Genomic DNA, 22,393 nt, shown 5'->3' with positions numbered 1-22,393 from the left:
CGGGAGCGGGCGGCAACGGCAGGGGCCATGAAACGCACCGCAGCGAAACCCACGCCGTTTGTGCTTTCCTACAAGCCTGATGACGACCGTGAAAACTCTGCTCGGCCTGCCGGGGCTGCGGCTGCGCCCGCTGGCCGGGGCCGACCTGCTCGACCGGCCCGTGACCCGCATCTACGTCACGGAGCTGCCCGACCCCGGACGGTACCTGTCGGCGGGCGAGCTGGTGCTGTCCGGCCTGCTGTGGTGGCGGCGCCCGGGCGACGCCGAGCCGTTCGTGGCCGCGCTGGCCCGGGCGGGCGCGGCGGCGCTGGCCGCGTCCGGCGCCGACTCCGGCGGTATCCCCGGCGACGTCGTCGAGGCCTGCGACCGGCACCGGATCCCGCTGCTGGAAGTGCCCGCCGACCTGTCGTTCTCGGTGATCACCGAGCAGGTCGTACTGGCGCTCGCGGCCGCGTCCGAGAGTGCGCGCAAACGTTTGCAGGCCGCCGCGGACGCGCCCGTCGAGACGCTGCTGGAGCGCGCGTCGGCCGAGCTGGGGGTGCCCTGCTGGGTGCTGTCCGGCCTCGGCCGGGTGGTCGCCGGGACGACGCCGCTGCCGGTGCCGGCGGCCGACGTCGTCCGCAAGTACGCGGCGAAGGAGTCCGGGCCGCTGACGGTGGTCCCGGTCGAGGGCCGGCACGCCGTGCCGTGGCTGATCGCCGCGGGCGGGCCGCTGAGCACCGCGCAGGCCGAGCTGGCCGAGGAGCTCGCCGGGCTGGTCGGCGTCACGCGGGCGCGTTCGCCGCGGCCCGAAGCCGAGCTGCCGGCCGAGGTGCGCGTGGTCGCGTTGCGGACCGAAGGCAGCGACGAGAGCCGGGACGTGCTGGGGGAACTGGTGCCCGGCGGTGTCCTGCTCGAGTCCACTGGGGACACTTCCTTCGCGACGGCCACGCAGGTGCCGTCCGCGGCCGAGCTGTCCACTGTGGAGCCCTTGCTCCGGGCGTCGCGGATCCTCTGCGGGGTCGGCGATCCCGCCCCGCTCGACGAGGCGCGGGAGACGGCGCGGTACGCGCTGGAGGTGGCGGCGCGGCGCACGGGACGCGTCGCGGTCGTCCCGGCCGGCGAGGTGGACGTGCACCAGCTGCTGCTCGCCGGAGCGCCGGACGGGCTGCGCGCGGCGGTGCGGCGGCGCGTCCTCGGGCCGCTGCTGGCCTACGACGCCGAGCAGCACACGGACCTGGTGCACACGGTGCGGGTGTTCCTGGAGTGCTCGGGCTCGCCGACGCGGGCGGCCAAGGCACTGCACGTCCACGTCAACACACTGCGCTACCGCATCGGCCGGGCGGGCGAACTGCTCGGCGCGGACCTGACCGAGTTCACCGACCAGCTCGACGTCTACCTCGCGCTGCGCGCCGGCGACCAGGCGGGATGATGGACGGCGTGGACCCGGAGATCACGTCGGCCCGGCAGGCGGGGCACGACCCGCGCGTGCTGGCCTTCGGGCGGCTGCAGGGCGCGGCGAACCGGCTCGAGTACCTGCTCGGGCGGGCTCTCGAACGGGACTGCGGGATCACGCACCTGATGTACGAGGTGCTGCTGATCGTCGGCCGCGCCGGGGACGACGGGCTGACGATGCGCTCGATCGCGCAGGAGCAGGTGCTGACGACGGGTGGGGCGACCCGCCTCGTCGACCGGATGGAAGCGCTCGGCCTGGTGACGCGGACGGCGTCGCCGCGTGACCGGCGCGTCCAGCTCGTGCGGCTGACCCCGCTCGGCGAAGAGACCACGGTGCGGGCGAGCCGGCTGCACGTCGAAAACATCGAGCAGCTGTTCTTCCGGCCGCTGCCCCCGGACCACCGCGAGCGGTTCGCCGAGGACCTGCGGACGCTGAGCCATTTCGCGCGCGACGCCCTCCCACGGCTGCGTTAGACGAGCGTCACCGCGGCCAGCCCGAGAGACAGCAGCGGCGCGGCGGTCGTGGCGAACTTGCGGGCTTTGACGTGCGCGACGACGGCCCCGACGTAGAACAGGACCAGGCCGATTCCGGCAGCCACGCCCAGGAGTTCGACTCCGAGCAGGCCCAGTGCGAGACCGGCGGCACCAGCGAGCTTGAGCGTGCCCAGCAGAGGCAGCCAGCTCGGCGGGACGTCGACCGCGTTCGAGGTGGCCAGCACGAACGGGGCCTTGACCAGGTCGGCGAGGCCGATTCCGGCGTTCAGGACGATCACGGTGATGACGACGGCGGTGTGCATGCCTTCCCGACGGGGCGGCCGCCGGGAAGGTGACCGGGCTGCGGCAGACTCGCTCCGTGGGCAAGCAGAAGCGACGCATCCCGGCCGAGGAGACCCCGCGGCCCGCGACCGCCGAAGAATTCGGCGACGCCCTGCTGGCTGCCGCTTACGAGACCGCGCGGGGAGTCCGCGGCGCCGCCGGGAAGAGTGCGAACCGGCTGGCGCCGGACCTCGAACTGCCGGCCGAGGCGGCCGAAGGGGCCCGCCGGGCCGGGCGGCAGCTGATCGCCCGGGCCTGCCGGGGCGGCTGGCTGCCCGAGGACCTCGACCAAGCGGCCCGGCGGCGCGTCGACGAGTTCGCCCGGTCCTTCGTGCTCGACACCCTGGCCGCGTATTCGGAACCGTCCGCGAGCGACCAGCTCGACGAGGTCGGTGCCGTCCGTTGGTGGGCGGAGTCCGAGCCGCACCTGCCGCAGTGGGCGGCGAAGCACATCCTGACCCCGGCCGAGGCGCTGACCTCCGTCATCGAAGCGTTGGGGTTCCTGACGACCTTGCCACCGCTGGGAAGCGCGCCCCCGAGGCGTCCGCTGCACCACGGCGTCGACGAGAAGAAGCTGAGCCGGGTCCGCGCGCTGCTCGCGAAGGCCGAGTCGAGCTCGTTCCCGGACGAAGCCGAGGCCCTTTCGGCGAAGGCGCAGGAGCTCATGACCCGGTACGCCTTCGACCGCGTGCTGGTCGAGGCCGGCGAGGCCGCGCCCGACGCGCCCGCGTCCCGGCGGATCTGGCTCGACACGCCGTACGTCGACGCCAAGTCGCTGCTGGTCCACGTGGTCGCCAAGGCGAACCGCTGCCGGGCCGTCTTCGACGCGCGCTGGGACTTCGTCACCGTCGTCGGCGACGAGGACGACCTGGCCGCCGTCGCGCTGCTGACGACGTCGCTGCTCGTCCAGGCGACGCGGGCGATGATCGCCGACCCGGCCGGCCGGGACCGGGCGTTCCGGAAGTCGTTCCTCGTCTCCTACGCCACCCGCGTCGGCGAGCGCCTGGAAAAGGCTGCCGCGGCCACGCTCACGGCCGCGGCGGACCCGGACCGGCTGCTGCCGGTGCTGGCGTCGCACGAGCTGAGGGTGAACGCGGCCTTCACCACGCTCTTTCCCCAGGTGGTGGGCAAGTCGGTGACCGTGCGCAGCGACGAGGGCTGGCACGCCGGCCGGTCCGCCGCCGACCGCGCCCGGCTCTCAGGCAAGCCGTAGCGCGTACTTCTCCAGCTCCGGCCGCCCGAACGCCAGCTCACCCTCGTCGAGCGCCCCGCAGTCGAGGCCGCGCAGCAGGTACACCGCCAGTGCCTGGGCCGTCGCCGGTTCGTCCAGGACTCCCCCGGACTGCTTGTCGGCGTAGGCACGCAGGCGGTCCACCGCGGCCGGGAATCCTTCGCGGTAAAACGCGTACGTCGCCGCGAAGCGCGTCGGCAGCTGGTGCGGGTGCAGGTCCCAGCCCTGGTAGAAGCCGCGTTCCAAAGATCGCCGCACCAGGCGCAGGTGCTCGGCCCACGCGCCGGGAAGCGCGTCGCCGATCGGGAGCTTGTTCGTCGAGCCGTCCGACAGGCGGACGCCGGTGCCCGCCGCCGCGACCTGCATCAGGCCCTTGGCGAGGTCCGCCGCCGGGTGCTCCATGCTCTGGTACGCCGCCGCGATGCCGAGGCCCGCGCTGTAGTCGTACGTCCCGTAGTGCAAACCGGTGCACCGGCCTGCTGCGGCCTGCACGATCCGCGCCACGGACAGGGTCCCGTCGAGGTCCACAATGGACTGAGCCGTCTCGATCTGGACCTCGAACCGCAGCGTGTTCTCCGGCAGGTCGTACGCGGATTCCAGGCGTGCCAGGACTTCCGCGGCCACCGCCACCTGCTCGACCGCCGTCACCTTCGGCAGCGTGACGACGAACCCGGGCGGCAGCGGGCCGTTCTCGAGCAGCGCCCCCAGGAACAGGTCCAGGGTGCGGATGCCACGCCGGCGCGTCGCCGCTTCGAAGCTCTTGAAGCGAATACCGCAGAACGGCGTCCCGCCGGTGGTGGCCAGGGTCTGGCCCGCCGCCCGCGCGGCCGCGTCCTCGACGTCGTCGGGCACGCGGCCGAAGCCGTCTTCGAAGTCGATCCGGAGGTCCTCGATCGGCTCGGTCAGCAGCTTCGCGCGGACGCGTTCGTACACGTCCGCGTCGACGCCGAGGAGGTCGCCGTGCTCGATGAAGACGCGCATCGCCTGCTTGCCCCAGTCGGCGACCAGGCGCGTGCGGTACTGCGACGCCGGGACGTACACCGTGTGCACCGGCTGGCGCCCCGGCCGCTCCCCCGGGTACGCCGCCGCGACGCGCGCGTCGGCCTCGGCCAGGCGCGCGTCGGCGGCGGCGTAGACGTCGTCGGGAAGACGCACTACTTGATCCGCTCGTAGGCGGGCAGCGTCAGGAAGTCCGGGAACTCGTCGGCCAGCGCGACCTGCTCGAACAGCTCGATGGCCGGCAGCAGCCGGTCGGCGGGCAGCTCGCGGGCGAGCTCGCCGCGGACGTCGGCCAGCACGCCGCGCACCAGCTCCGACGTCACGACGTCGCCGGTGTCCAAAGTGGTCCCGTTCTTGACCCACTGCCAGATCTGCGAGCGCGAGATCTCCGCCGTCGCCGCGTCTTCCATGAGGTTGTGGATGGCCGCCGCGCCGTTGCCGCTCAGCCAGGACGCGATGTAGCGGACGCCGACGTCGACCGCGGCACGCAGGCCGCCCGCCGTCGCGCCACCCGGCGTCGAAGCGACGTCCAGGAGCTGGTCGGCGGTGACGCTGACCTCGTCACGGGTGCGGCCGAGCTGGTTCGGCTCGTCGCCGAGGACCTTGTCGAACTCCTCCTTGCAGAGCTCGACCATGCCCGGGTGCGCGACCCAGGAGCCGTCGAAGCCGTCGCCGGCCTCGCGGGACTTGTCGGCGTGCACCTTGTCGAAGGCGCCCTGGTTGACCTCGGGGTCCTTGCTCGGGATGAACGCGGCCATGCCGCCGATCGCGAACGCGCCGCGCTTGTGGCAGGTGCGCACGAGCAGCTCGGTGTAGGCACGCATGAACGGCGCGGTCATGGTGACGGAGTTGCGGTCCGGCAGCACGAACCTCTCGCCCGCGTCGCGGAAGTACTTGATCACGCTGAACAGGTAGTCCCAGCGGCCCGCGTTGAGGCCCGAGGCGTGTTCGCGCAGCTCGTAGAGGATCTCTTCCATCTCGAACGCGGCCGGGATGGTCTCGATCAGCACGGTCGCGCGGACGGTGCCGTGCTCGATGCCGAGTGCCTTCTCCGAGTGGGTGAAGACGTCGTTCCAGAGCCGCGCTTCGAGGTGGCTCTCCATCTTCGGCAGGTAGTAGTAGGGGCCCTTGCCGCGCTCGAGCTGCTCGGCCGCGTTGTGGAAGAAGTGCAGGCCGAAGTCGACGAGCGCGCCGACGGCTTCGCGGCCGCCGAAGGACAGGCCGCGCTCGGGGAGGTGCCAGCCGCGCGGGCGGACCACGATCGTGGCGTGCTCGACGTCGTCCTTGAGCGCGTAGCTCTTGCCGCCGCTCTCGAGGGTGATCGTCTCGCGGACGGCGTCGTACAGGTTGACCTGGCCGGACACGACGTTCGCCCAGTGCGGGGTGTTGGCGTCCTCGAGGTCGGCGAGCCAGACCTTCGCGCCGGAGTTGAGCGCGTTGATGGTCATCTTGCGGCTGGTCGGCCCGGTGATCTCGACGCGGCGGTCGCGCAGCGCGGGCGGGGCGCCGGCGACCTGCCAGTCGCCGTCACGGATCTCCTTCGTCTCCGGCAGGAAGTCGAGCCTGCCGGTGGTCCGGGCCTCCTCGCGCCGCTTGCTCCGCGCTTGGAGCAGCTCGTCGCGGCGGCCGGCGAACGCGTCGTGCAGGCCGGCGAGGAAGTCGAGCGCCTCGGGCGTGAGGATCTCGTCACCGCGCTCGACCGGCTCGCCCAGCACCTGGACTTCAGAAGACATGGGGAAACACCTCGAAGGTTCGGATCTTTGGATAACGGCCCTACGGTTTTCTACCAGCCGGACTATAGTTTCTGCATAGCGGAACCTCAACGCCGACGTAAGGAGGGCCACCGGTGGCAGCGGAGAAGAACGGACGCGACGGCGGCGTCCAGTCCCTGCAGCGTGCCTTCGAGCTGCTGGAACACCTCGCGGACACCGGCGGGGAGGCCAGCCTGTCGGAGCTCGCGACGCTGTCCGGGCTGCCGATGCCGACGATCCACCGGCTCATCCGCACCCTGGTCGACCTCGGGTACGTCCGCCAGAACACGAACCGCCGCTACGCGCTGGGCGCGCGCCTGATCAGGCTCGGCGAGAACGCGAGCATGCAGTTCGGCGCGTGGGCGCGGCCGCTGCTGGCGGAGCTGGTCGAGGAGGTCGGCGAGACGGCGAACCTGGCGGTCCTGGAGCGCGACGAAGTCGTGTACGTGGCCCAGGTGCCGTCGAAGCACTCGATGCGCATGTTCACCGAGGTAGGCCGGCGGCTGCTGCCGCACGGCACGGGAGTGGGCAAGGCGATGCTGGCCCACCTGCCGGTTTCCGACGTGCGTGAGCTGCTCTCGCGGACCGGCATGCCGGCCTATACCGAGCACACGTTCACCGACGCGGACGCGCTGGCGGTGGAGCTTTCGCGGATTGCTTCGCAGGGGTACGCGCTGGACGAGGCGGAGCAGGAGCTGGGAGTCCGGTGCGTCGCGGTCGCGGTGCCGGGCGCGCCGGTGCCGGCGGCGGTGTCGGTATCGGGGCCGTCGGGGCGGCTGACCGCCGAGGCGGTGGCACACATCGCCCCGGCGGTACAGCGGGTGGCGGACGCACTGGGCGCGAGCCTCTCCCAGTCGGCGGTCACGGTCTGACGGTACGTAAAGACCGATCACTCTGCGCGATATTCTGAGCGATGTGCCCGACCTGTTCCGCGCCGATCGGCGCACCGAGATCCGGCGGATCCTCAGCGAGCAGAAGACCCTGCTCGACGACATGCTCGAGACTCAGCTGGACATCGGCCGGAAGCTGGGATGCCTCAAGGCCCGACTTAGGTGAGATCGGGCGCGAACCCGACGGCCTCGAGCACACGGTGGACCGCGGATTCGCTGAGCTGGACAAACGAATCGAGCACATCGTCCAGCTCCTCCAGCGGGTCATCGACAAGGACTGACGACTCAGGTCAGCTCACCCTTCAGCAAATCCATCAACAGCCCGTCGCGCCAGGTGCCGTCCGGGGCGCGCTCGTAGTTGCGCATCAGGCCCACCGGGCGGAAGCCCACCTTCGTGTACACCCGGATCGCCGTCTCGTTGGATGCCGACGGGTCGATCGTCAGGCGGTGGTGGCCGCCGGTTTCGAGCAGGTGGCGGGCCAGCGCCCGGAGTGCGTCCGTGCCGATTCCGCGGCCGTGGAAGTCCGGGTGCACCGAAATGTCGATGCCCGCGTGGCGGTACTGCGGATCCAGCTCCTCGCAACTCTGGATCAGCCCGACGACCACGCCGTCGAACTCCATGACGTAGCACGTGTACCCGTCCTCGACGATGTACAGGCCTTCGGTCTCGGTGTCGGGGTCGCCCCACCAGCGGGCGACCTCCGGGGTGGCCAGGATCTCGCGCACGCGGGCGCGGTCCGCTGCGACGATCGGGCGCAACCGCACCCGTTCGCCGGTGATGACAGTCATGATGGGTCCTCTCTCGTAGCGAATGACGGCTTTGGGGCGTCTGTTACGAGGAGGGGCACGAGCGAAAAGCGCACTGCGTCAACCGGGCATCCCCGGAGTGTGCGCCGCCGCACGGGCGCCCGTCACCTGAATATCGGCGGAGGCCGCATGGACACGCACACCGGCGCTCTGACCTGGCTCGCCCAGGGCGCCGCTTCGAACCTGCTGGACCGCCTGGTCGACCGCGCGCTCGACGGCTCGCCGCTGTCACCCGTGTGGCCGCGCCCGCCGAAGACCGCGGCGGGGACCGTCGAAATCTCCGTGCGGCACCACGTCCCGACGAAGGGGCGCACGCCGGTGATCCTGACGCTGCAGGAGGACGGCAGCCGCACGGGCACGGTGTTCTCGTTCGTCCTGGGCCACACCGCCCGCATCTCGGTGCCGGGCGGCCACTACTTCGGCGCGGCCATGATCGTCGACCCGCTGCGGCGCACCCGCTCCGGCCCGACGCTGCAGGGCATCGGCTGGTCCCGCCTGACGGTCGCGGCGCGGCAGACGTCGCCGTTCCTCATCCCGGTCCACCGCCCGACCGCGCCGGTGCTGCTGCAACTGGGCCTGCGCAAGGCTGACGGGACGCCGCTCTTCCGGGTCTAGCCGTGATGTTCAGGGACGTTCATGGTCACCGCCAAAACCCGCCGCGAAGTGGGTAGACCGCTACCGCGATGAAGGCCCGGCCGGAATGGCCGGCCGCAGCTCCCGCCCGCACCACAGCCCGGCCTGCCCGCCTCGACCGTGCACGCGGTGCTGACCCGCTGTCGATCGACCGCCTGTCCCGCGGCAAGCCGCCGGTCACCCGGCTGACCAACCTCCCCGGACATCACAGCTAGCCGAGCAGGGCGTCCACGAACGCGCCCGGCTCGAACGGCGCCAGGTCGTCCGGGCCCTCGCCGAGCCCGACCAGCTTCACCGGCACTCCCAGCTCCCGCTGGACCTGGAACACGATGCCGCCCTTGGCGGTGCCGTCCAGCTTCGTCAGGACGATCCCCGTCACGTCGATGACCTCGGCGAACACCCGGGCCTGCATCAGTCCGTTCTGGCCCGTCGTCGCGTCCAGCACCAGCAGGACCTCGTCGACCTTCGCCTGCTTCTCCACGACGCGCTTGACCTTGCCCAGCTCGTCCATCAGGCCCGTCTTCGTGTGCAGCCGGCCCGCCGTGTCGATCAGGACCGCGTCCACGCCGGTGTCCACGCCGCGCTTCACCGCGTCGAACGCCACCGCCGCCGGGTCCGCGCCTTCCTTGCCGCGGACGACCTCCGCGCCCACGCGCTCGGCCCACGTCTGCAGCTGGTCGGCCGCCGCCGCGCGGAACGTGTCCGCCGCGCCCAGCACCACCGTCTTGTCCTGGGCCACCAGGACGCGGGCGAGCTTGCCCGTGGTCGTCGTCTTGCCCGTGCCGTTGACGCCCGCCACCAGGACCACCGCGGGCTGCTTCTGCCCGTCGACGATGTGCGGCAGTGCCCGCACCGCGCGCTCGCTGTCGGTGGACAGCTGGGCCGTCAGCACCTCGTGCAGCACCTCGCGCGCTTCGGCCGACGACCGGATCGCGCGGCGGGACAGCTCGTCGCGCAGCCGCTCGACGATCTGGGTCGTGGTGGCCGCGCCCAGGTCGGCCATCAGCAGGGTGTCTTCGACGTCCTGCCAGGAGTCCTCGTCGAGGTCGCCCGCGCCGAGCAGGCCGAGCAGGCTGGTCCCGAACACCGAGCGGGACTTCGACAGCCGGCCGCGCAGCCGCTCCAGGCGGCCGGTCGCCGGGTCGATCTCTTCGGCGACGTCCGGCGCGGGTTCGTCCGGCAGCTTGACGTCGCGCACCGTGCGCTGCGCCGAGTCACGCGGGACCGCCGCGTCGTCACCGACCGCGGGCTGGCCGTCGGTCTCCGGGCGCTCTTCGACCGGGTGCTCGACCTCGGTCCCGCCGGGTGCGAGGGCGATGCCCCCGCTGGCCGCGTAGGAGCCGCCCTTCGGTTTCTCCTCGACCTCGCGCTGGGCGTCCAGGCTGATCCGGCGCCGGCGCGCGACCAGCAGGCCGGTCACCAGGAGGGCGACCAGCACGACGACGGCGAGGACTACGAACAGGAACCAGGTGCTCGACACCCGCCCATCCTTTCATCCGCACCCCACAGACCCGGACACCCCGTCCGCACAGGCAATTCGTAACGACGTAGATCCCGATTGGGCCAAGACTTCACCACGCGGGGTTGCGCCACCAGGGCCCCTGCACTAAACCCCTCCGGATGGGGATGAGCGCGGGCCACGGCTTCCGGGTGATCGGGCTGATTTCGGGCACGTCGATCGACGGCATCGACGTGGCCGCCGCCGACCTGCACGCCGAAGACGGCACCGTGGTCCTCACCCCGCTCGGCGAGCTCGACGTCCCCTACCCGGACCCGCTGCGCGAAGGCCTGCTCGCCGCGTTGCCGCCGAACCCCTGCACCGCCGGCGAGCTGACGCGGCTCGACACCGGCGTCGGCCAGGCCTTCGCGGACGCGGCCGCGCGCGGCGCCGAAGAACTGGCCGGCGGCAAGGCGGACCTCGTCGCCTCACTGGGCCAGACGGTGTTCCACTGGGTCGAGGACGGGCACGTCCACGGCACGCTGCAGCTCGGCCAGCCCGCCTGGATCGCCGAACGCACCGGGCTGCCGGTGCTGGCCGACCTGCGGGCCCGCGACGTCGCCGCGGGCGGCCACGGCGCTCCCCTGGCGAGCACGTTCGACCAGCTGTGGCTGCGCGGCCTGGCCCAGGACGGCGGCCGGCCGGTCGCCGCGCTCAACCTCGGCGGTATCGCGAACATCACCGTGGTCACCGGCGACGAGCCGGCGATCGCCTACGACACCGGGCCCGCCAACGCGCTGCTCGACCTCGCCGCCCACCGCGTCAGCGGGCAGCGCAGCGACGTCGACGGCCGGCTCGCGCTCGGCGGGTCGGTGCGCTCCGACCTGCTCACCCGGCTGCTCGCCGACCCGTACTTCGCCGCCGCGCCGCCGAAGTCCACCGGCAAGGAGTACTTCAACGGGCCCTACCTCGACGCCGCCCTCGCCGGGCTGCCGCCGGTCGAGCCGGGTGACCTGCTGGCGACGCTGACCGAGTTCACCGCCGTGACCGTCGCCGACGAGTGCAAGCGCCACGGCGTCACGACGGTGATCGCCTCCGGCGGCGGCGTCGCGAACCCGGCCCTGATGACGGCGCTCGCCCGGAACCTGCCGTCCGTGCTCAAGACCAGCGACGACCTCGGCCTGCCCGGCGCCGGCAAAGAGGCGTACCTCACCGCGCTGCTCGGCTGGCTGACCTGGTGCGGCGTCCCCGGTACGGTGCCGTCCGCGACCGGTGCCCGCGGACCGCGCCTGCTCGGCGCGCTCGTCCCGGGTGCCGGGCCCCTGATCCTTCCCGCCCCGCTGGGGGGCACCGTGACGCGGTTGCGAGTCGCGGAGAAGGCCGGATGACAGTAGGAGAAGTCCATGCGCGGTGTTGACCTCGCCATCATCGTGGTCTACCTGGCGGCGATGCCGCTGATAGGCGTGCTCGTCGGCCGGAAGCAACGGTCGGCGGCCGACTACTTCGTCGGCGAGCGCAGCCTCCCGTGGGGCGCGGTGATGCTGTCCGTGGTGGCCACGGAGACCTCGACGCTCACCGTGATCAGCACGCCGGGGCTCGTCTTCGGCAACGCGTTCCTGTTCCTGCAGCTGGCCTTCGGCTACATCATCGGCCGGGTCATCGCCGCGTTCGTGCTGCTGCCGCGGTACTTCCGCGGCAACCTCGTGAGCGCGTACGCCTTCCTGGGCAAGCGGTTCGGCTCCGGGCTGCAGGGCACGGCGTCGGTGACGTTCGTGATCACCCGGCTGCTCGCCGAGGGTGTCCGCCTGTTCGCCGGCGCGATCCCGATCAAGGTGATCCTCGGGCACTACAACATCCACCTGGACTACTGGGTGATCGTGGTGATCCTGACCGCGCTGACGCTGATCTACGCCTACATCGGCGGCATCAAGGCGGTCGTCTGGGTCGACGTCATCCAGCTGACGCTGTACCTCGGCGGCGCGGCGGTGGCCGCGATCGTGCTGCTCAACAAGCTGCCCGGCGACTGGTTCACGCAGGCGTCCGACGACGGCAAGTTCATGCTCGTCGACTTCACGAAGAACCTGCTGACCAGCCCGTACGCGTTCATCACGGCGGTGCTCGGCGGCGCGGCGCTGTCCATGGCCTCGCACGGCGCGGACCAGCTGATCGCGCAGCGGCTGATGGCGACGCGCAGCCTGCGCGACGGCCAGAAGGCGCTCATCGGCAGCGGCATCATCGTGACCATCCAGTTCGCGCTGTTCCTGCTGGTCGGGGCGATGCTGTGGGTGTTCAACGGCCGCAAGTCGGTCGCGCAGCTCGGCCTGCAGAGCCCGGACGACGTGTTCTCGCGGTTCATCATCGACGACCTGCCGGTCGGCGTCTCGGGCCTGCTCATCGCGGGGGTGCTCGCCTCGACCATGGGTGCGCTCGCGTCCGCGCTCAACGCCCTTTCGACGTCGACGGTGGCCGACCTCTACCAGCGCTTCACCAAGCGCTCACCGGAGGATTCGAAGCTGCTCAAGCACGGTCGCATGTGGACGCTGATCTGGGCGGTCGTGTTCGCGGTGTTCGCGTCGCTGTTCTCGACCACGAAGAACTCGGTGATCGAGCTCGGCCTGGCCATCACCGGGTACACCTACGGCGCGCTGCTCGGGTCGTTCCTGCTCGGGCTGCTGATCAAGAAGGCCCGGCAGGTGGACGCGATCATCGCGTTCGTCGCCACGGTCGTGGTGATGGCGTTCGTCATCCTCGGCGTGAAGTTCAACGCGAAGACCGGCGGGCTGATCGGGATCGACTTCTCCAAGGCGGCCGGGGACAAGGTCGCGCTGGCCTACCCCTGGTACACGCTGCTCGGCGTGGTGATCACGCTGGTCGTGGGCGGTTTGCTGGCGCTGCGGCACCGGACACCGGACCCGAAGGCGGCCGAAGCCGATGCCGCCGGGGAAACCGCGGAGGTCCCCGCCGCCTGATCCTTCTGAACCGTTTCCGGCGGGCGCCCGTGTCGGTCTGCGGGTGCCCGCCGAAAAGCGGCGGGAGGAATCGAAGGTGGATCCATGAAACGGATGACGGTGGCGCTCGCGGTCGGCGCCCTGGTGCTCGGCGGCGCGGCGACGGCTTCGGCCACCCCCGCACCGGCGACGGTGCCGGAAGCGATCAAGGTTCCCGCGGGCAACCACGCCATCGCGACGTACCCCGCCGAAGGCGTGCAGATCTACGGGTGCACCGCCGGTGCGTGGGCGCTGATCCAGCCCGCGGCGGTGCTGTCGAAACACGGGAAGCCGGTGGCCCTGCACAGCAAGGGTCCGGTGTGGACGTCCATCGTGGACGGAAGCACGGTCGGCGCGGCGGCGGTGGCGAACTCGCCGCGGGACGGCGCGATCCCGGAGCTGCTGCTCAAGGCGAACCTGAACACCGGTGACGGCGTCTTCGGCAAGGTGACCTACGTCCAGCGCCTGAACACGCGGGGTGGGCTGGCTCCGGCCGGGACCTGCACCGACGGCGCGCAGACGGCGGTCCGCTACTCGGCCGACTACGCCTTCTGGGTCGCCGGATAAGCGGATGTGAGCCCTCTCCCGCTCCCGTAACCTGGGAGCGGGAGAGGGGGTCTCACATGGGGTTCTTCATCGGGATCGGCGTGGTCCTCGCCGTGCTGCTCGTGATCGGCCTGGTCATGGACCGGCTGGACCGCAAGCGCGGCGCCAGGCACGGCATGCTCCGGCCCGGCGGACGGCGGCCGCAGCTGGGCGACGCCGGGAGCATCGGCAACGATCTCAGCACCTACGAGCCACGCGTGCGCGGCGACGAGCGCCGCGCACCACGCGAAGACGAGATGTGACGCCTCAGCCGACCGCGACCGGCTCGTCGTCGGCCGTGCGCAGCCGCTGCGAGATCACCTTCGTGATGCCGTCGCCCTGCATGCTCACGCCGTAGAGCGCGTCGGCGATCTCCATGGTCGGCTTCTGGTGGGTGATGATGATCAGCTGCGACGAGTCGCGCAGCTGCTCCAGCAGCCCGATCAGCCGGCGCATGTTGGTGTCGTCCAGCGCGGCCTCGACCTCGTCCATGACGTAGAAGGGTGAAGGCCGGGCGCGGAAGATCGCGACCAGCATGCCCACCGCGACCAGCGACTTCTCGCCACCGGACAGCAGCGAGAGCCGCTTGACCTTCTTGCCCGGCGGGCGCGCTTCGACGTCGACGCCGGTGGCCAGCAGGTCGTCCGGCTCGGTGAGGACCATCCGGCCCTCGCCGCCCGGGAACAGCACGCTGAACACCGTCTCGAACTCGCGGGCCACGTCCGCGTAGGCCCCGGCGAAGACCTCGAGGATCTTCTCGTCGACCTGCTTGATGACCGCTTCGAGGTCCTTGCGGGTGTCCTTGAGGTCTTCCAGCTGCGTGGAGAGGAACTTGTACCGCTCCTCCAGCGCCGCGAACTCCTCCAGCGCGAGCGGGTTCACCTTGCCCAGCAGGGAAAGGTCCTTCTCGGCGCGCTTCGCACGGCGGGCCTGGGTGTCGCGGTCGTAGGGCATCGGCGGCGGCGGGGTGACGTCCTCGCCGCGGTCCTTCGCCGCTTCGTACTCGGCCATCTCGCCCGCGCTCGGCGGGACCGGGACGTCCGGGCCGTACTCCTGGACGAGATCGGTGAGGCCGATGCCGAAGTCCTCGGCGATCTTCGCTTCCAGCGTCTCCAGCCGCAGCCGCTGCTCGGCGCGCAGCACCTCGTCGCGGTGGACGGCGTCGGTCAGCTTCTCCAGCTCGCCGGTCAGCTCGCGGACCTTGGCGCGGACGCTGGTCAGCGCGGCTTCGCGGCTCTGGCGGCGGGCCTGGACCTGGTCGCGTTCGGTGGCCGCGCGCTGGACGGAGTGCTCGATGCGGTCGAGCGCGATCTCGCCGCCGTTGACGACGGCGTTGGCGATCTCGGCGCCGCGCTTGCGGTTGGCGGCGGCGCGCTCGGCGCGTTCACGGGCCTGCTGCTCGGCGTGCGCGGCGCGGCGCAGGCCCTCGGCCTTGCCCGCGATGCTGCGCGCCCGCTCTTCGGAGGTGCGCTGCGCGAGCCGCGCCTCCATCTCCTCCTGCCGGACGACGGCCAGCTCCTCGACGGCGGCGTCACGCTCGGCGGTGTCCGGGTCGTCCTCGACGGGCTGCTCGGCGACCGCGGCGAGCCGTTCTTCCAGCTCGGCGAGCTGGGCCAGCGCCTGTACGCGGCTCTGCTCGACCTTCGCGCGCTGGCCGCTGAACCGCTCGACCTCCGCCTGGGCCTGGCGGGCCGCCTGCTGCAGCCGGCTGAGCCGCTCCGACGACCGGGCCTTGCGGACCTTGGCCTCGCCGAGGGCGTCCTTGGCCTGCGAAACCTCCTCGCGCCGCGCCTGCTGCTCGGCGCGGGCGCCTTCCAGCTCGGCCGCGTAGCGCTCCAGCGAGCGTTCGGCCGTGCGGAGCCGCTCCCCCGCCTCGTCGACGGCGGCCTGGACCTCGATCACGCTCTCGCGCTTGCCGGAGCCGCCGATCGCCCAGCGGGCGCCGAAGACGTCCCCCTCGGCCGTGACCGCCCGGACCTCCGGGTGCACCGCGACCAGGTGGCGCGCCGACTCGAGGTCGCGGACCAGGGCGAGCTTCTCGAGCGCCTGCTCGACGGCGGGCCGCAGCTGCGCGGGCGCCGTGACGACCTCGCGGGCCCAGCGCGCGCCTTCCGGCAGCGCGGGCCACGAGTAGGTGTCCACAGTGGACTCGGGCCCGCCGAGCAGGATGCCGGCACGGCCGGAGTCGGTGTCCTTCAGGTACTTCAACGCGCGCAGGGCGTCTTCGCCGCCGGTGACGGCGACGGCGTCGGCCACCGGGCCGAGCGCCGCGGCCAGCGCGACCTCGTAGCCCGGCTCGACGGTCAGCAGCGCGGCGACCGAGCCGAGCAGGCCCGGCAGCTCGTGGGACGCGCCGAGCAGCGCGCCCGCGCCGTCCTTGCGCCGCAGGCCCATCGACAGCGCCTCGACGCGTGCCTTCTCGGACGCGATCTCGCGTTCGGCGGTGCGCTCGGCCTTGACCAGCTCTTCGACGCGCGCCTTGGCCGCGTTGTTGGCCTCGACCGCGCGGTCGTGGTGGTCCATCAGGCCGGAGTCGTCGGACTCCTCGACGCCGCCCTCCGCCTTGGCCAGCTCCATCTCTTCGACGGCGATCTCGGCGCGCTCGGCGGCCTCTTCGAGGGAGACGCTGAGGCGGTCGATCTCGTCGGAGGTGGCGCCGTTCTTGCTGCGCAGCGCCTCGACCTGGCCGGTCAGCTTGGCCATGCCCTCGCGGCGGTCGGCGATGGCGCGGACGGCGGCCCAGTGCGCGCGCTCGGCGGCCTGGACGCGCTGTTCGAGGTCTTCGCGCCGCAGCACGGTCTGGGCGAGCAGCTCCCGGGCCTCCATGACGGCCTCGTTGAGCTCCTCTTCCTGCTCGGCGACCCGCTCGGCCTCCTCCAGGAGTTCTTCGGGGTCGCGGCCGCCGGTGGCCGTCGAGACGTCGGCCGAGAGGTGGCGCTGCCGCTCGATCGCCAGCCGGACGGTGCCGCGCAGGCGCTCGGCCAGCGCGGACAGCTTGTACCAGGTCTCCTGCGCGGTCTGCAGCAGCGGCGCGTCCTCGGCGAGCGACGACTCCAGCTCGGTTTCCTCGGCTGAGACGACCTCGAGGGTCTGCTCGACCTCGGCCCGGCGCTGGCGGGCGGTCTTCTCGTCGGCCTCGTCGCGCGAGATCGTGTCCCGCTGGGTGACCAGGTCGTCGGCGAGCAGGCGCAGGCGGGAGTCGCGCAGCTCGGACTGCACGGACTGGGCCTTGCGGGCGATCTCGGCCTGCTTGCCGAGCGGCTTGAGCTGGCGGCGCAGCTCGGTGGTGAGGTCGCCGAGGCGGTCGAGGTTGCCCTGCATGTTGGCCAGCTTGCGCAGGGTCTGTTCCTTGCGCTTGCGGTGCTTGAGGACGCCGGCGGCCTCTTCGATGAAGGCGCGGCGCTCCTCGGGCTTGGATTCGAGGATCGCCGAGAGCTGGCCCTGGCCGACGATGACGTGCATCTCGCGGCCGATGCCGGAGTCCGACAGCAGCTCCTGGACGTCCATCAGGCGGCAGCGGTCGCCGTTGATCTCGTACTCGCTCGCGCCGTCGCGGAACATCCGGCGGGTGATCGACACCTCGGCGTACTCGATGGGGAGCGCGCCGTCGGCGTTGTCGATGGTGAGGGTGACCTCGGCGCGGCCGAGCGGGGCGCGGCCCGCGGTGCCGGCGAAGATGACGTCCTCCATCTTGCCGCCGCGCAGGTCCTTCGCGCCCTGGGTGCCCATGACCCAGCGCAGGGCGTCCAGCACGTTGGACTTGCCCGAGCCGTTCGGCCCGACCACGCAGGTGATGCCCGGTTCGAAGCGCAGCGTGGTGGCCGAGGCGAAGGACTTGAAGCCCTTCAGCGTCAAGCTTTTCAGGTGCACTGGGTGCTGACCCCTCTGGCTGCCGGTACTGGCGATTCAATCGTCCCAGGCTACCCGGGGGCCTCCGGGGACCGCCGGACGCGTCCCCTCCTCGGCGCGCCCTAGCACATCGGCAGAGGCCTCAGCAACCTCGTGCGCCACACCCGCCCCGGAAGTACCAAGGCCTGCATCAGCGTTCCAGGAAGCCGCTGAGTCCCCCTTTCGGGTCGGACCAGCGCTCGACGACGTTCTCCACACTTCCGGGTGATTCTCCGGACCGGAGGGCGGCCAGCAACCGCTCACAGTTGTCTCGATCACCCTCCGCTATAACCTCGACACGCCCGTCGGGCATGTTCCGCGCACTGCCCACCAGTCCGAGCTCGAGCGCCCGGCTGCGGGTCCACCAGCGGAAACCGACACCCTGCACCCGCCCGCGGACCCACGCCGTCAACCGGGTGTTCGTTTGTTCCTCACGCACGCTTTCATCCTTTCCGGACACTTCGACTGCACACAGTGATCACGCAGGCCTACTACCTGGGCGAATAGGGCACCGACGGTGATAACCTCGCCGCCGAGGTCGTCCTCCCGGGTTCCCCCACCCGGGGAAGCAGTGATCGATTCACGGCCTCGCTGCATCTTTGAGAACAACGCGCCTCTCCCGAACCCCCGAGGAGCCTGCAATGCCCCGCCCCGACGGGTCCGCATCGAGCTCGCACGTGACCAGGATCGACACCGCCCCGCCGAAGAGCAGCAAACCGAACCGCACCGGGTACGTCGTGCTCGGGGTGGCCGGTCTGGTGGTCGCGACCGCGTTCGCCGCGGTCGCCGAGCTCGCCGGCCCGGACCCCGCCACCACCGCGGGCGGCACCGGCGGCACCGGCGGCCAGGGCACCTCGCAGGCCGGCCTGCAGACGGTGCCGAACACCCCGTCGTCCACCGGCCCGTCGACGGCCGGCGCGCCGACGTCGGAGTCGTCGGCGACCTCCTCGACGGCGCCGAGCACGGTGGTGTCGATCAGCCCGGACGGCAAGACGACGACCACGGTGGTCACCCACGCCGACCCGCCCCCACCACCCCGCGACGACACGGGCAACCCGCCGCCGCAGACGACGCCGAAGACGACGCCCCCGCCGACGACCAAGACGACGCCGCCGACCACGACGCCGGACCCGACGTCGACGCCCCCGACGACACCGACCACCCCGAGCGGCGGCGGCCCGAGCACCGGGGGTTCGCCGACCGGCCCCACGTCCGACACCGCGACACCGACCGGGAGCACCACGCACGCGCAGTAGGAAGTCCGACCGCCTCGAGGCAGCCTTGGATGTGTTGAACGCAGCCAAGGCCGCCTCGATTGCGTCTGGCGCACCGAAGGCCACATCCGCGCGGCCGCCCGGGAACGCTGGACACAGCAATGAAGGCCACCGCCGCGGCGGTGGCCTTCGGTGTTTCCGTCCCGGTCAGCCCAGCGGGCTGCCCAAGGTCCGGCGGGGTGACCGCCGGTGCACGCGGGCGTACAGCGCCCAGAAGTAGACCGCGAGCAGGCCGCCTGCCAGTGCCGAGGCGATCCGCAGCCACCTCGCCCAGGTGACGTCGCCACTGTCGAAAGCCGTCACGATCCAGGCGAGGGCGCCGAAGGTCCACCCCACGGCGAGCAGCAGGACGAGCACCGGCGGGATGCGTTCCCACCCCGTCCACCACTTCTTCGACGGCCTCATGCCGGTGAGGTACCCCGTCGACGGCCGTCCTAGACCTCGAAGCGGTAACCCATCCCGGGCTCGGTGAGCAGGTGCTTGGGCCGCGAGGGCTCGGGCTCCAGCTTGCGCCGCAGCTGGGCCAGGTAGACCCGCAGGTAGTGGGACTCGCGCTCGTACGTCGGCCCCCACACTTCGTGCAGCAGCTGCTTCTGCGCCACCAGCCGCCCTCGGTTGCGGACCAGCAGCTCCAGCACCCCCCACTCGGTCTTCGTCAGGTGCACCTCGACGCCGTCGGTGCGGCGGACCTTCTTCGCGGCCAGGTCCACGCTGAACGACGACGTCTCGACCACCGCGTCCGCGTCGTCCGCGCCCGTCACCGCCGAGCGGCGGACCGCCGCCCGCAACCTGGCCAGCAGCTCGTCCATGCCGAACGGCTTGGTGACGTAGTCGTCCGCGCCCGCGTCGAGGGCCTGGACCTTGTCGGCCGAGTCGCCGCGGGCCGACAGGACGATGATCGGCACCGTCGTCCAGCCGCGCAGGCCGGCGATCACCTCCGTGCCGTCCAGGTCCGGCAGGCCGAGGTCGAGCACGACGACGTCCGGCTTGGTCTCGGCCACCGCCTTGAGCGCGGCCGTGCCGTCGTGGGCGGTGATCACCTTGTAGCCGCGGGCGTTCAGGTTGATCCGCAGCGCCCGCACGATCTGCGGCTCGTCGTCCACCACCAGCACGGTGGCACCCGGGTCGCTCATCGCACGCCCTCCTCTTCGAACTCGACGCTGAAAGCAGGCAGGGAAACCACGACCGTGAGCCCGCCGCCCGGCGTGTCCTCGGCGCGGATCGTGCCGCCCATCGCTTCGGTGAACCCCTTCGCCACCGACAGCCCGAGCCCGACGCCCGGCGTCGCGTCCCGGTCGCCGCCGAGGCGCTGGAACGGCGCGAACGCCGAGTCCGCGGTCCCCTTGCGCAGCCCCTTGCCGTGGTCGACGATCCGCAGCTCCACCTGGCCGGAGTGCGCCGACGCCCGGGCGGACACCGGGGCGCCGCCGTGGCGCAGGGCGTTGTCCAGCACGTTCGCCACCACCCGCTCCAGCAGGCCGGGGTCGGCGAGCACCGCCGGGAGCTGGTCGTCGACCGCCACCCGCACCGCCTCCGACGAGTCCACATTGGACAACGCGTGCGCGACGACCTCGTCGTAGCCGACCGGACGCAGGTGCGGTTTCACCGCGCCGGTGGCCAGCCGGGACGAATCGAGCAGGTTGTCGATCAGCCCGGCCAGCCGGTCGGCCGACAGTTCGATGGCCTCCATCAGCTCGGCGGTGTCCTCTTCGGACAGCCGGAGATCGGGCGCGCGCAGGCTGCCGATGGACGCCTTGATCGACGTCAGCGGCGTCCGCAGGTCGTGCCCGACCGCGGACAACAGCGTCGTGCGCAGCTCGGTCGCCTCGGCCTTGCGCTCGGCGCGAGCCGCCGCGGCGGCCGTCCGCTGCTGGCGCAGGGCGAGCAACGCCTGCCCGGCCACGGCTTCCAGCACCCGCCGGTCGGCCGCCGGGAGCGCCCGCCCGCGCAGGGTCAGGTGCACGTCGGCGGTGACGGCGATGTCGACGTCGGCCTCGTCCGGGTCGGCGCACGGGTGCTCCCCCGCCGTCGCGACCCCGCGCCATTCGCCTTCCTGCTTCTCCAGCAGGGTCACCGACGTCAGCGCGAAGTTCTCGCGGACCTTCTCCAGCAACCGCTCGATCGGGTTGGCGTGGGTCAGCACGGTCCGCGCGTAGGACGCGAGCAGCGCCGCCTCGGTCCGCGCCCGCGCCGCCTGCGTGGCCCGGCGCGCCGCCTGGTCGACGACCAGCGCGACGAGCACCGCGACCACGACCATCGCGATGAGCGTCACGAGGTTCTGCGGGGTGTGGACGTTGAGCGTGTACAGCGGCGGCGTGAAGAAGAAGTTGAGCAGCCCGGCGCCGAGCACGGCCGCGGCCAGCGCCGGCCCGAGGCCGCCGACCAGCGCGACGACGACGGTGGCCAGCACGTAGGAGATGACGTCGGTGGCGAAGTCGAGCCCGGCCGGGATGAAGACCCCGACGACGGTGACCAGCACCGGCAGGACGACGCTGAGCACCCAGCCCGCGACCAGCCGCGAGAACCCCAGCGGGCTCGCGCTCAGCCGGGCCCGCAGGCGCCCGCCCGCCTCGGAGTGGGTGACCATGTGGACGTCGATCGACCCGGACTGCCGCACGACGCCGGCGCCGATGCCCTCGTCGAACAGCCGTGCCACGCGTGAACGCCGCGAGGTGCCGATCACCAGCTGGGTCGCGTTGACGCCGCGGGCGAAGTCCAGCAGCGCGGTCGGGACGTCGTCGCCGACGACCGTGTGGAACGTCGCACCGACCTCTTCGGCCAGCGTCCGGCAGCGGGCGATCGCGGCGGGTCCGAGCCCCGACAAGCCGTCGCCGCGCAGGATGTGGACGACCTGCAGCTCGGCGCCGGCGCGGGTGGCGATCCGGCTGGCGCGGCGGATGAGCGTCTCGCTCTCCGCGCCGCCGGTGATGGAGACGACGACGCGTTCGCGCGCCTCCCAGGTGTCGGTGATGCTCTGCTCGGCGCGGTAGCGCTGCAGGGCGACGTCGACCTGGTCGGCCACCCAGAGCAGGGCGAGCTCGCGCAGCGCGGTGAGGTTGCCGGGGCGGAAGTAGTTGCCGAGCGCGGCGTCGATCCGCTCGGCCGGGTAGACGTTGCCGTGCGCGAGCCGCCGCCGCAGCGCCTCCGGGGTGATGTCGACCAGCTCGAGCTGTTCGGCGCGGCGGACGACCTCGTCCGGCACGGTCTCCTGCTGGGTGACGCCGGTGATCCGCTCGACGACGTCGTTGAGGCTCTGCAGGTGCTGGACGTTGACCGTGGACAGGACGTCGATCCCGGCGGCCAGCAGCTCCTCGACGTCCTCCCAGCGCTTGGCGTTGCGCGAGCCCGGCACGTTGGTGTGCGCGAGCTCGTCGACGACGGCGACCTCGGGTGCGCGGGCGAGGATGGCGTCGACGTCCATCTCGTCGAACTCGCGGCCGCGGTGCCCGGCGTGCCGCCGCGGGACGACCTCGAGGCCGTCGAGCAGCACCGCGGTCTTCTCGCGGCCGTGCGTCTCCACCAGCCCGACGACGACGTCGGTGCCGCGGTCGAGGCGGCGCCGCGCTTCGCCGAGCATGGCGAAGGTCTTGCCGACGCCCGGAGCCGCGCCGAGGTAGATCCTCAGCTCCCCTCGGCGCGGCTTCTTCGTACTGGTCACGC

The 22,393-nt window shown here is 72.1% G+C and carries 21 protein-coding genes and 1 pseudogene; 12 read left to right on the top strand and 10 right to left on the bottom strand.

The genetic code is table 11. From position 1 onward, the window contains the following. Window positions 1-79: 79 nt before the first annotated feature. Together QSK39_RS49265 and QSK39_RS49260 are read left to right on the top strand one after the other, a co-directional pair. Window positions 80-1,411, top strand: coding sequence for a PucR family transcriptional regulator (locus QSK39_RS49265; protein ID WP_285484763.1), 1,332 nt, complete (start codon window positions 80-82; stop codon window positions 1,409-1,411). 8 nt (window positions 1,412-1,419) lie between these two features. Then, window positions 1,420-1,908, top strand: coding sequence for a MarR family winged helix-turn-helix transcriptional regulator (locus tag QSK39_RS49260; RefSeq protein ID WP_285484762.1), 489 nt, complete (start codon window positions 1,420-1,422; stop codon window positions 1,906-1,908). On the opposite strand, the gene QSK39_RS49255 is transcribed toward QSK39_RS49260, so the two are convergent. Further along, a complete protein-coding gene (locus tag QSK39_RS49255) occupies window positions 1,905-2,231 on the bottom strand; it encodes a DoxX family protein (RefSeq protein ID WP_285484761.1) in 327 nt (108 codons plus the stop codon). The two genes, QSK39_RS49260 and QSK39_RS49255, sit on opposite strands and share 4 nt — an antisense overlap. Window positions 2,232-2,287: 56 nt before the next feature. On the opposite strand from QSK39_RS49255, the gene QSK39_RS49250 reads away from it, so the two are divergent. Continuing rightward, window positions 2,288-3,463 (top strand): DUF2786 domain-containing protein, encoded by a 1,176-nt coding sequence (locus tag QSK39_RS49250; RefSeq protein WP_285484760.1) that lies wholly within the window; start codon window positions 2,288-2,290, stop codon window positions 3,461-3,463. Here the strand turns inward: QSK39_RS49250 and QSK39_RS49245 are convergent. Together QSK39_RS49245 and aceB are read right to left on the bottom strand one after the other, a co-directional pair. Then, the gene (locus tag QSK39_RS49245; protein ID WP_285484759.1) at window positions 3,449-4,636 is read right to left on the bottom strand and encodes a DUF6986 family protein; all 1,188 of its coding nucleotides are present in this window, start codon (window positions 4,634-4,636) and stop codon (window positions 3,449-3,451) included. The two genes, QSK39_RS49250 and QSK39_RS49245, sit on opposite strands and share 15 nt — an antisense overlap. Further along, a complete protein-coding gene (aceB, locus tag QSK39_RS49240; RefSeq protein WP_285484758.1) occupies window positions 4,636-6,213 on the bottom strand; it encodes a malate synthase A in 1,578 nt (525 codons plus the stop codon). Before aceB ends, QSK39_RS49245 begins: the two co-directional genes overlap by 1 nt. Before the next feature lie 113 nt (window positions 6,214-6,326). On the opposite strand from aceB, the gene QSK39_RS49235 reads away from it, so the two are divergent. Both QSK39_RS49235 and QSK39_RS49230 read left to right on the top strand, forming a co-directional pair. After that, a complete protein-coding gene (locus tag QSK39_RS49235; protein WP_285484757.1) occupies window positions 6,327-7,103 on the top strand; it encodes an IclR family transcriptional regulator in 777 nt (258 codons plus the stop codon). Window positions 7,104-7,146: 43 nt separating this feature from the next. Next, window positions 7,147-7,287 (top strand): hypothetical protein, encoded by a 141-nt coding sequence (locus QSK39_RS49230; RefSeq protein WP_285484756.1) that lies wholly within the window; start codon window positions 7,147-7,149, stop codon window positions 7,285-7,287. 119 nt (window positions 7,288-7,406) lie between these two features. Here the strand turns inward: QSK39_RS49230 and QSK39_RS49225 are convergent, their stop codons facing one another. Then, complete coding sequence (locus QSK39_RS49225; protein ID WP_285484755.1) at window positions 7,407-7,910, bottom strand: GNAT family N-acetyltransferase; 504 nt, start codon at window positions 7,908-7,910, stop codon at window positions 7,407-7,409. A 147-nt stretch (window positions 7,911-8,057) separates the two neighbouring features. On the opposite strand from QSK39_RS49225, the gene QSK39_RS49220 reads away from it, so the two are divergent. Together QSK39_RS49220 and QSK39_RS49215 are read left to right on the top strand one after the other, a co-directional pair. Next, window positions 8,058-8,543 carry a hypothetical protein gene (locus QSK39_RS49220; RefSeq protein WP_285484754.1) on the top strand — a complete coding sequence of 162 codons (486 nt, stop codon included), beginning with the start codon at window positions 8,058-8,060 and terminating at the stop codon, window positions 8,541-8,543. A 40-nt stretch (window positions 8,544-8,583) separates the two neighbouring features. Next, window positions 8,584-8,676 (top strand): annotated as a pseudogene (locus tag QSK39_RS49215) (leucine zipper domain-containing protein); the annotation flags it as partial. Between the two features lie 96 nt (window positions 8,677-8,772). Here the strand turns inward: QSK39_RS49215 and ftsY are convergent. After that, window positions 8,773-10,041: a signal recognition particle-docking protein FtsY gene (gene ftsY / locus QSK39_RS49210; protein ID WP_285484753.1), complete on the bottom strand. Its 1,269-nt coding sequence runs from the start codon at window positions 10,039-10,041 to the stop codon at window positions 8,773-8,775. A 140-nt stretch (window positions 10,042-10,181) separates the two neighbouring features. Between ftsY and QSK39_RS49205 the strand changes: the two genes are divergently transcribed. The 4 genes from QSK39_RS49205 to QSK39_RS49190 all read left to right on the top strand — a co-directional run bounded on the left by QSK39_RS49205 (window position 10,182) and on the right by QSK39_RS49190 (window position 13,834). Beyond that, the gene (locus tag QSK39_RS49205; protein WP_285484752.1) at window positions 10,182-11,387 is read left to right on the top strand and encodes an anhydro-N-acetylmuramic acid kinase; all 1,206 of its coding nucleotides are present in this window, start codon (window positions 10,182-10,184) and stop codon (window positions 11,385-11,387) included. 15 nt (window positions 11,388-11,402) lie between these two features. Then, window positions 11,403-12,968, top strand: a complete 1,566-nt coding sequence (locus QSK39_RS49200) for a sodium:solute symporter (RefSeq protein WP_285484751.1) — start codon at window positions 11,403-11,405, stop codon at window positions 12,966-12,968. Window positions 12,969-13,052: 84 nt separating this feature from the next. After that, window positions 13,053-13,553 (top strand): DUF3455 domain-containing protein, encoded by a 501-nt coding sequence (locus QSK39_RS49195; RefSeq protein ID WP_285484750.1) that lies wholly within the window; start codon window positions 13,053-13,055, stop codon window positions 13,551-13,553. Window positions 13,554-13,609: 56 nt separating this feature from the next. Beyond that, on the top strand, window positions 13,610-13,834 hold the full coding sequence (locus QSK39_RS49190; RefSeq protein ID WP_285484749.1) for a hypothetical protein: 225 nt from the start codon (window positions 13,610-13,612) through the stop codon (window positions 13,832-13,834). Window positions 13,835-13,838: 4 nt separating this feature from the next. On the opposite strand, the gene smc is transcribed toward QSK39_RS49190, so the two are convergent. Beyond that, on the bottom strand, window positions 13,839-17,441 hold the full coding sequence (gene smc, locus QSK39_RS49185) for a chromosome segregation protein SMC (RefSeq protein WP_285484748.1): 3,603 nt from the start codon (window positions 17,439-17,441) through the stop codon (window positions 13,839-13,841). Between the two features lie 169 nt (window positions 17,442-17,610). Further along, window positions 17,611-17,898, bottom strand: coding sequence for an acylphosphatase (locus QSK39_RS49180; RefSeq protein WP_285484747.1), 288 nt, complete (start codon window positions 17,896-17,898; stop codon window positions 17,611-17,613). A 238-nt stretch (window positions 17,899-18,136) separates the two neighbouring features. Here QSK39_RS49180 and QSK39_RS49175 point away from each other — a divergent pair, with 238 nt between their 5' ends. After that, entirely contained in the window at window positions 18,137-18,715 is a 579-nt protein-coding gene (locus tag QSK39_RS49175; protein ID WP_285484746.1) for a hypothetical protein, read from the top strand. A gap of 165 nt (window positions 18,716-18,880) precedes the next feature. On the opposite strand, the gene QSK39_RS49170 is transcribed toward QSK39_RS49175, so the two are convergent. Genes QSK39_RS49170 through QSK39_RS49160 form a run of 3 tightly spaced genes read right to left on the bottom strand, consistent with a single transcriptional unit; the run spans window position 18,881 to window position 22,391 of the window. Next, on the bottom strand, window positions 18,881-19,138 hold the full coding sequence (locus QSK39_RS49170; RefSeq protein ID WP_285484745.1) for a hypothetical protein: 258 nt from the start codon (window positions 19,136-19,138) through the stop codon (window positions 18,881-18,883). A 29-nt stretch (window positions 19,139-19,167) separates the two neighbouring features. Continuing rightward, window positions 19,168-19,866 (bottom strand): response regulator, encoded by a 699-nt coding sequence (locus QSK39_RS49165; protein ID WP_285484744.1) that lies wholly within the window; start codon window positions 19,864-19,866, stop codon window positions 19,168-19,170. Beyond that, window positions 19,863-22,391 (bottom strand): sensor histidine kinase, encoded by a 2,529-nt coding sequence (locus tag QSK39_RS49160; protein WP_285484743.1) that lies wholly within the window; start codon window positions 22,389-22,391, stop codon window positions 19,863-19,865. The genes QSK39_RS49165 and QSK39_RS49160 overlap by 4 nt, the downstream gene beginning before the upstream one ends. Between the last annotated feature and the right edge of the window lie 2 nt (window positions 22,392-22,393).

The organism is Amycolatopsis sp. NBRC 101858 (genome assembly GCF_030269325.1).
GTDB lineage: Bacteria > Actinomycetota > Actinomycetes > Mycobacteriales > Pseudonocardiaceae > Amycolatopsis > Amycolatopsis ponsaeliensis.
The sequence above is the reverse complement of the archived record's forward strand: the minus strand, read 5'-3'. Positions and strand labels throughout refer to the sequence as shown.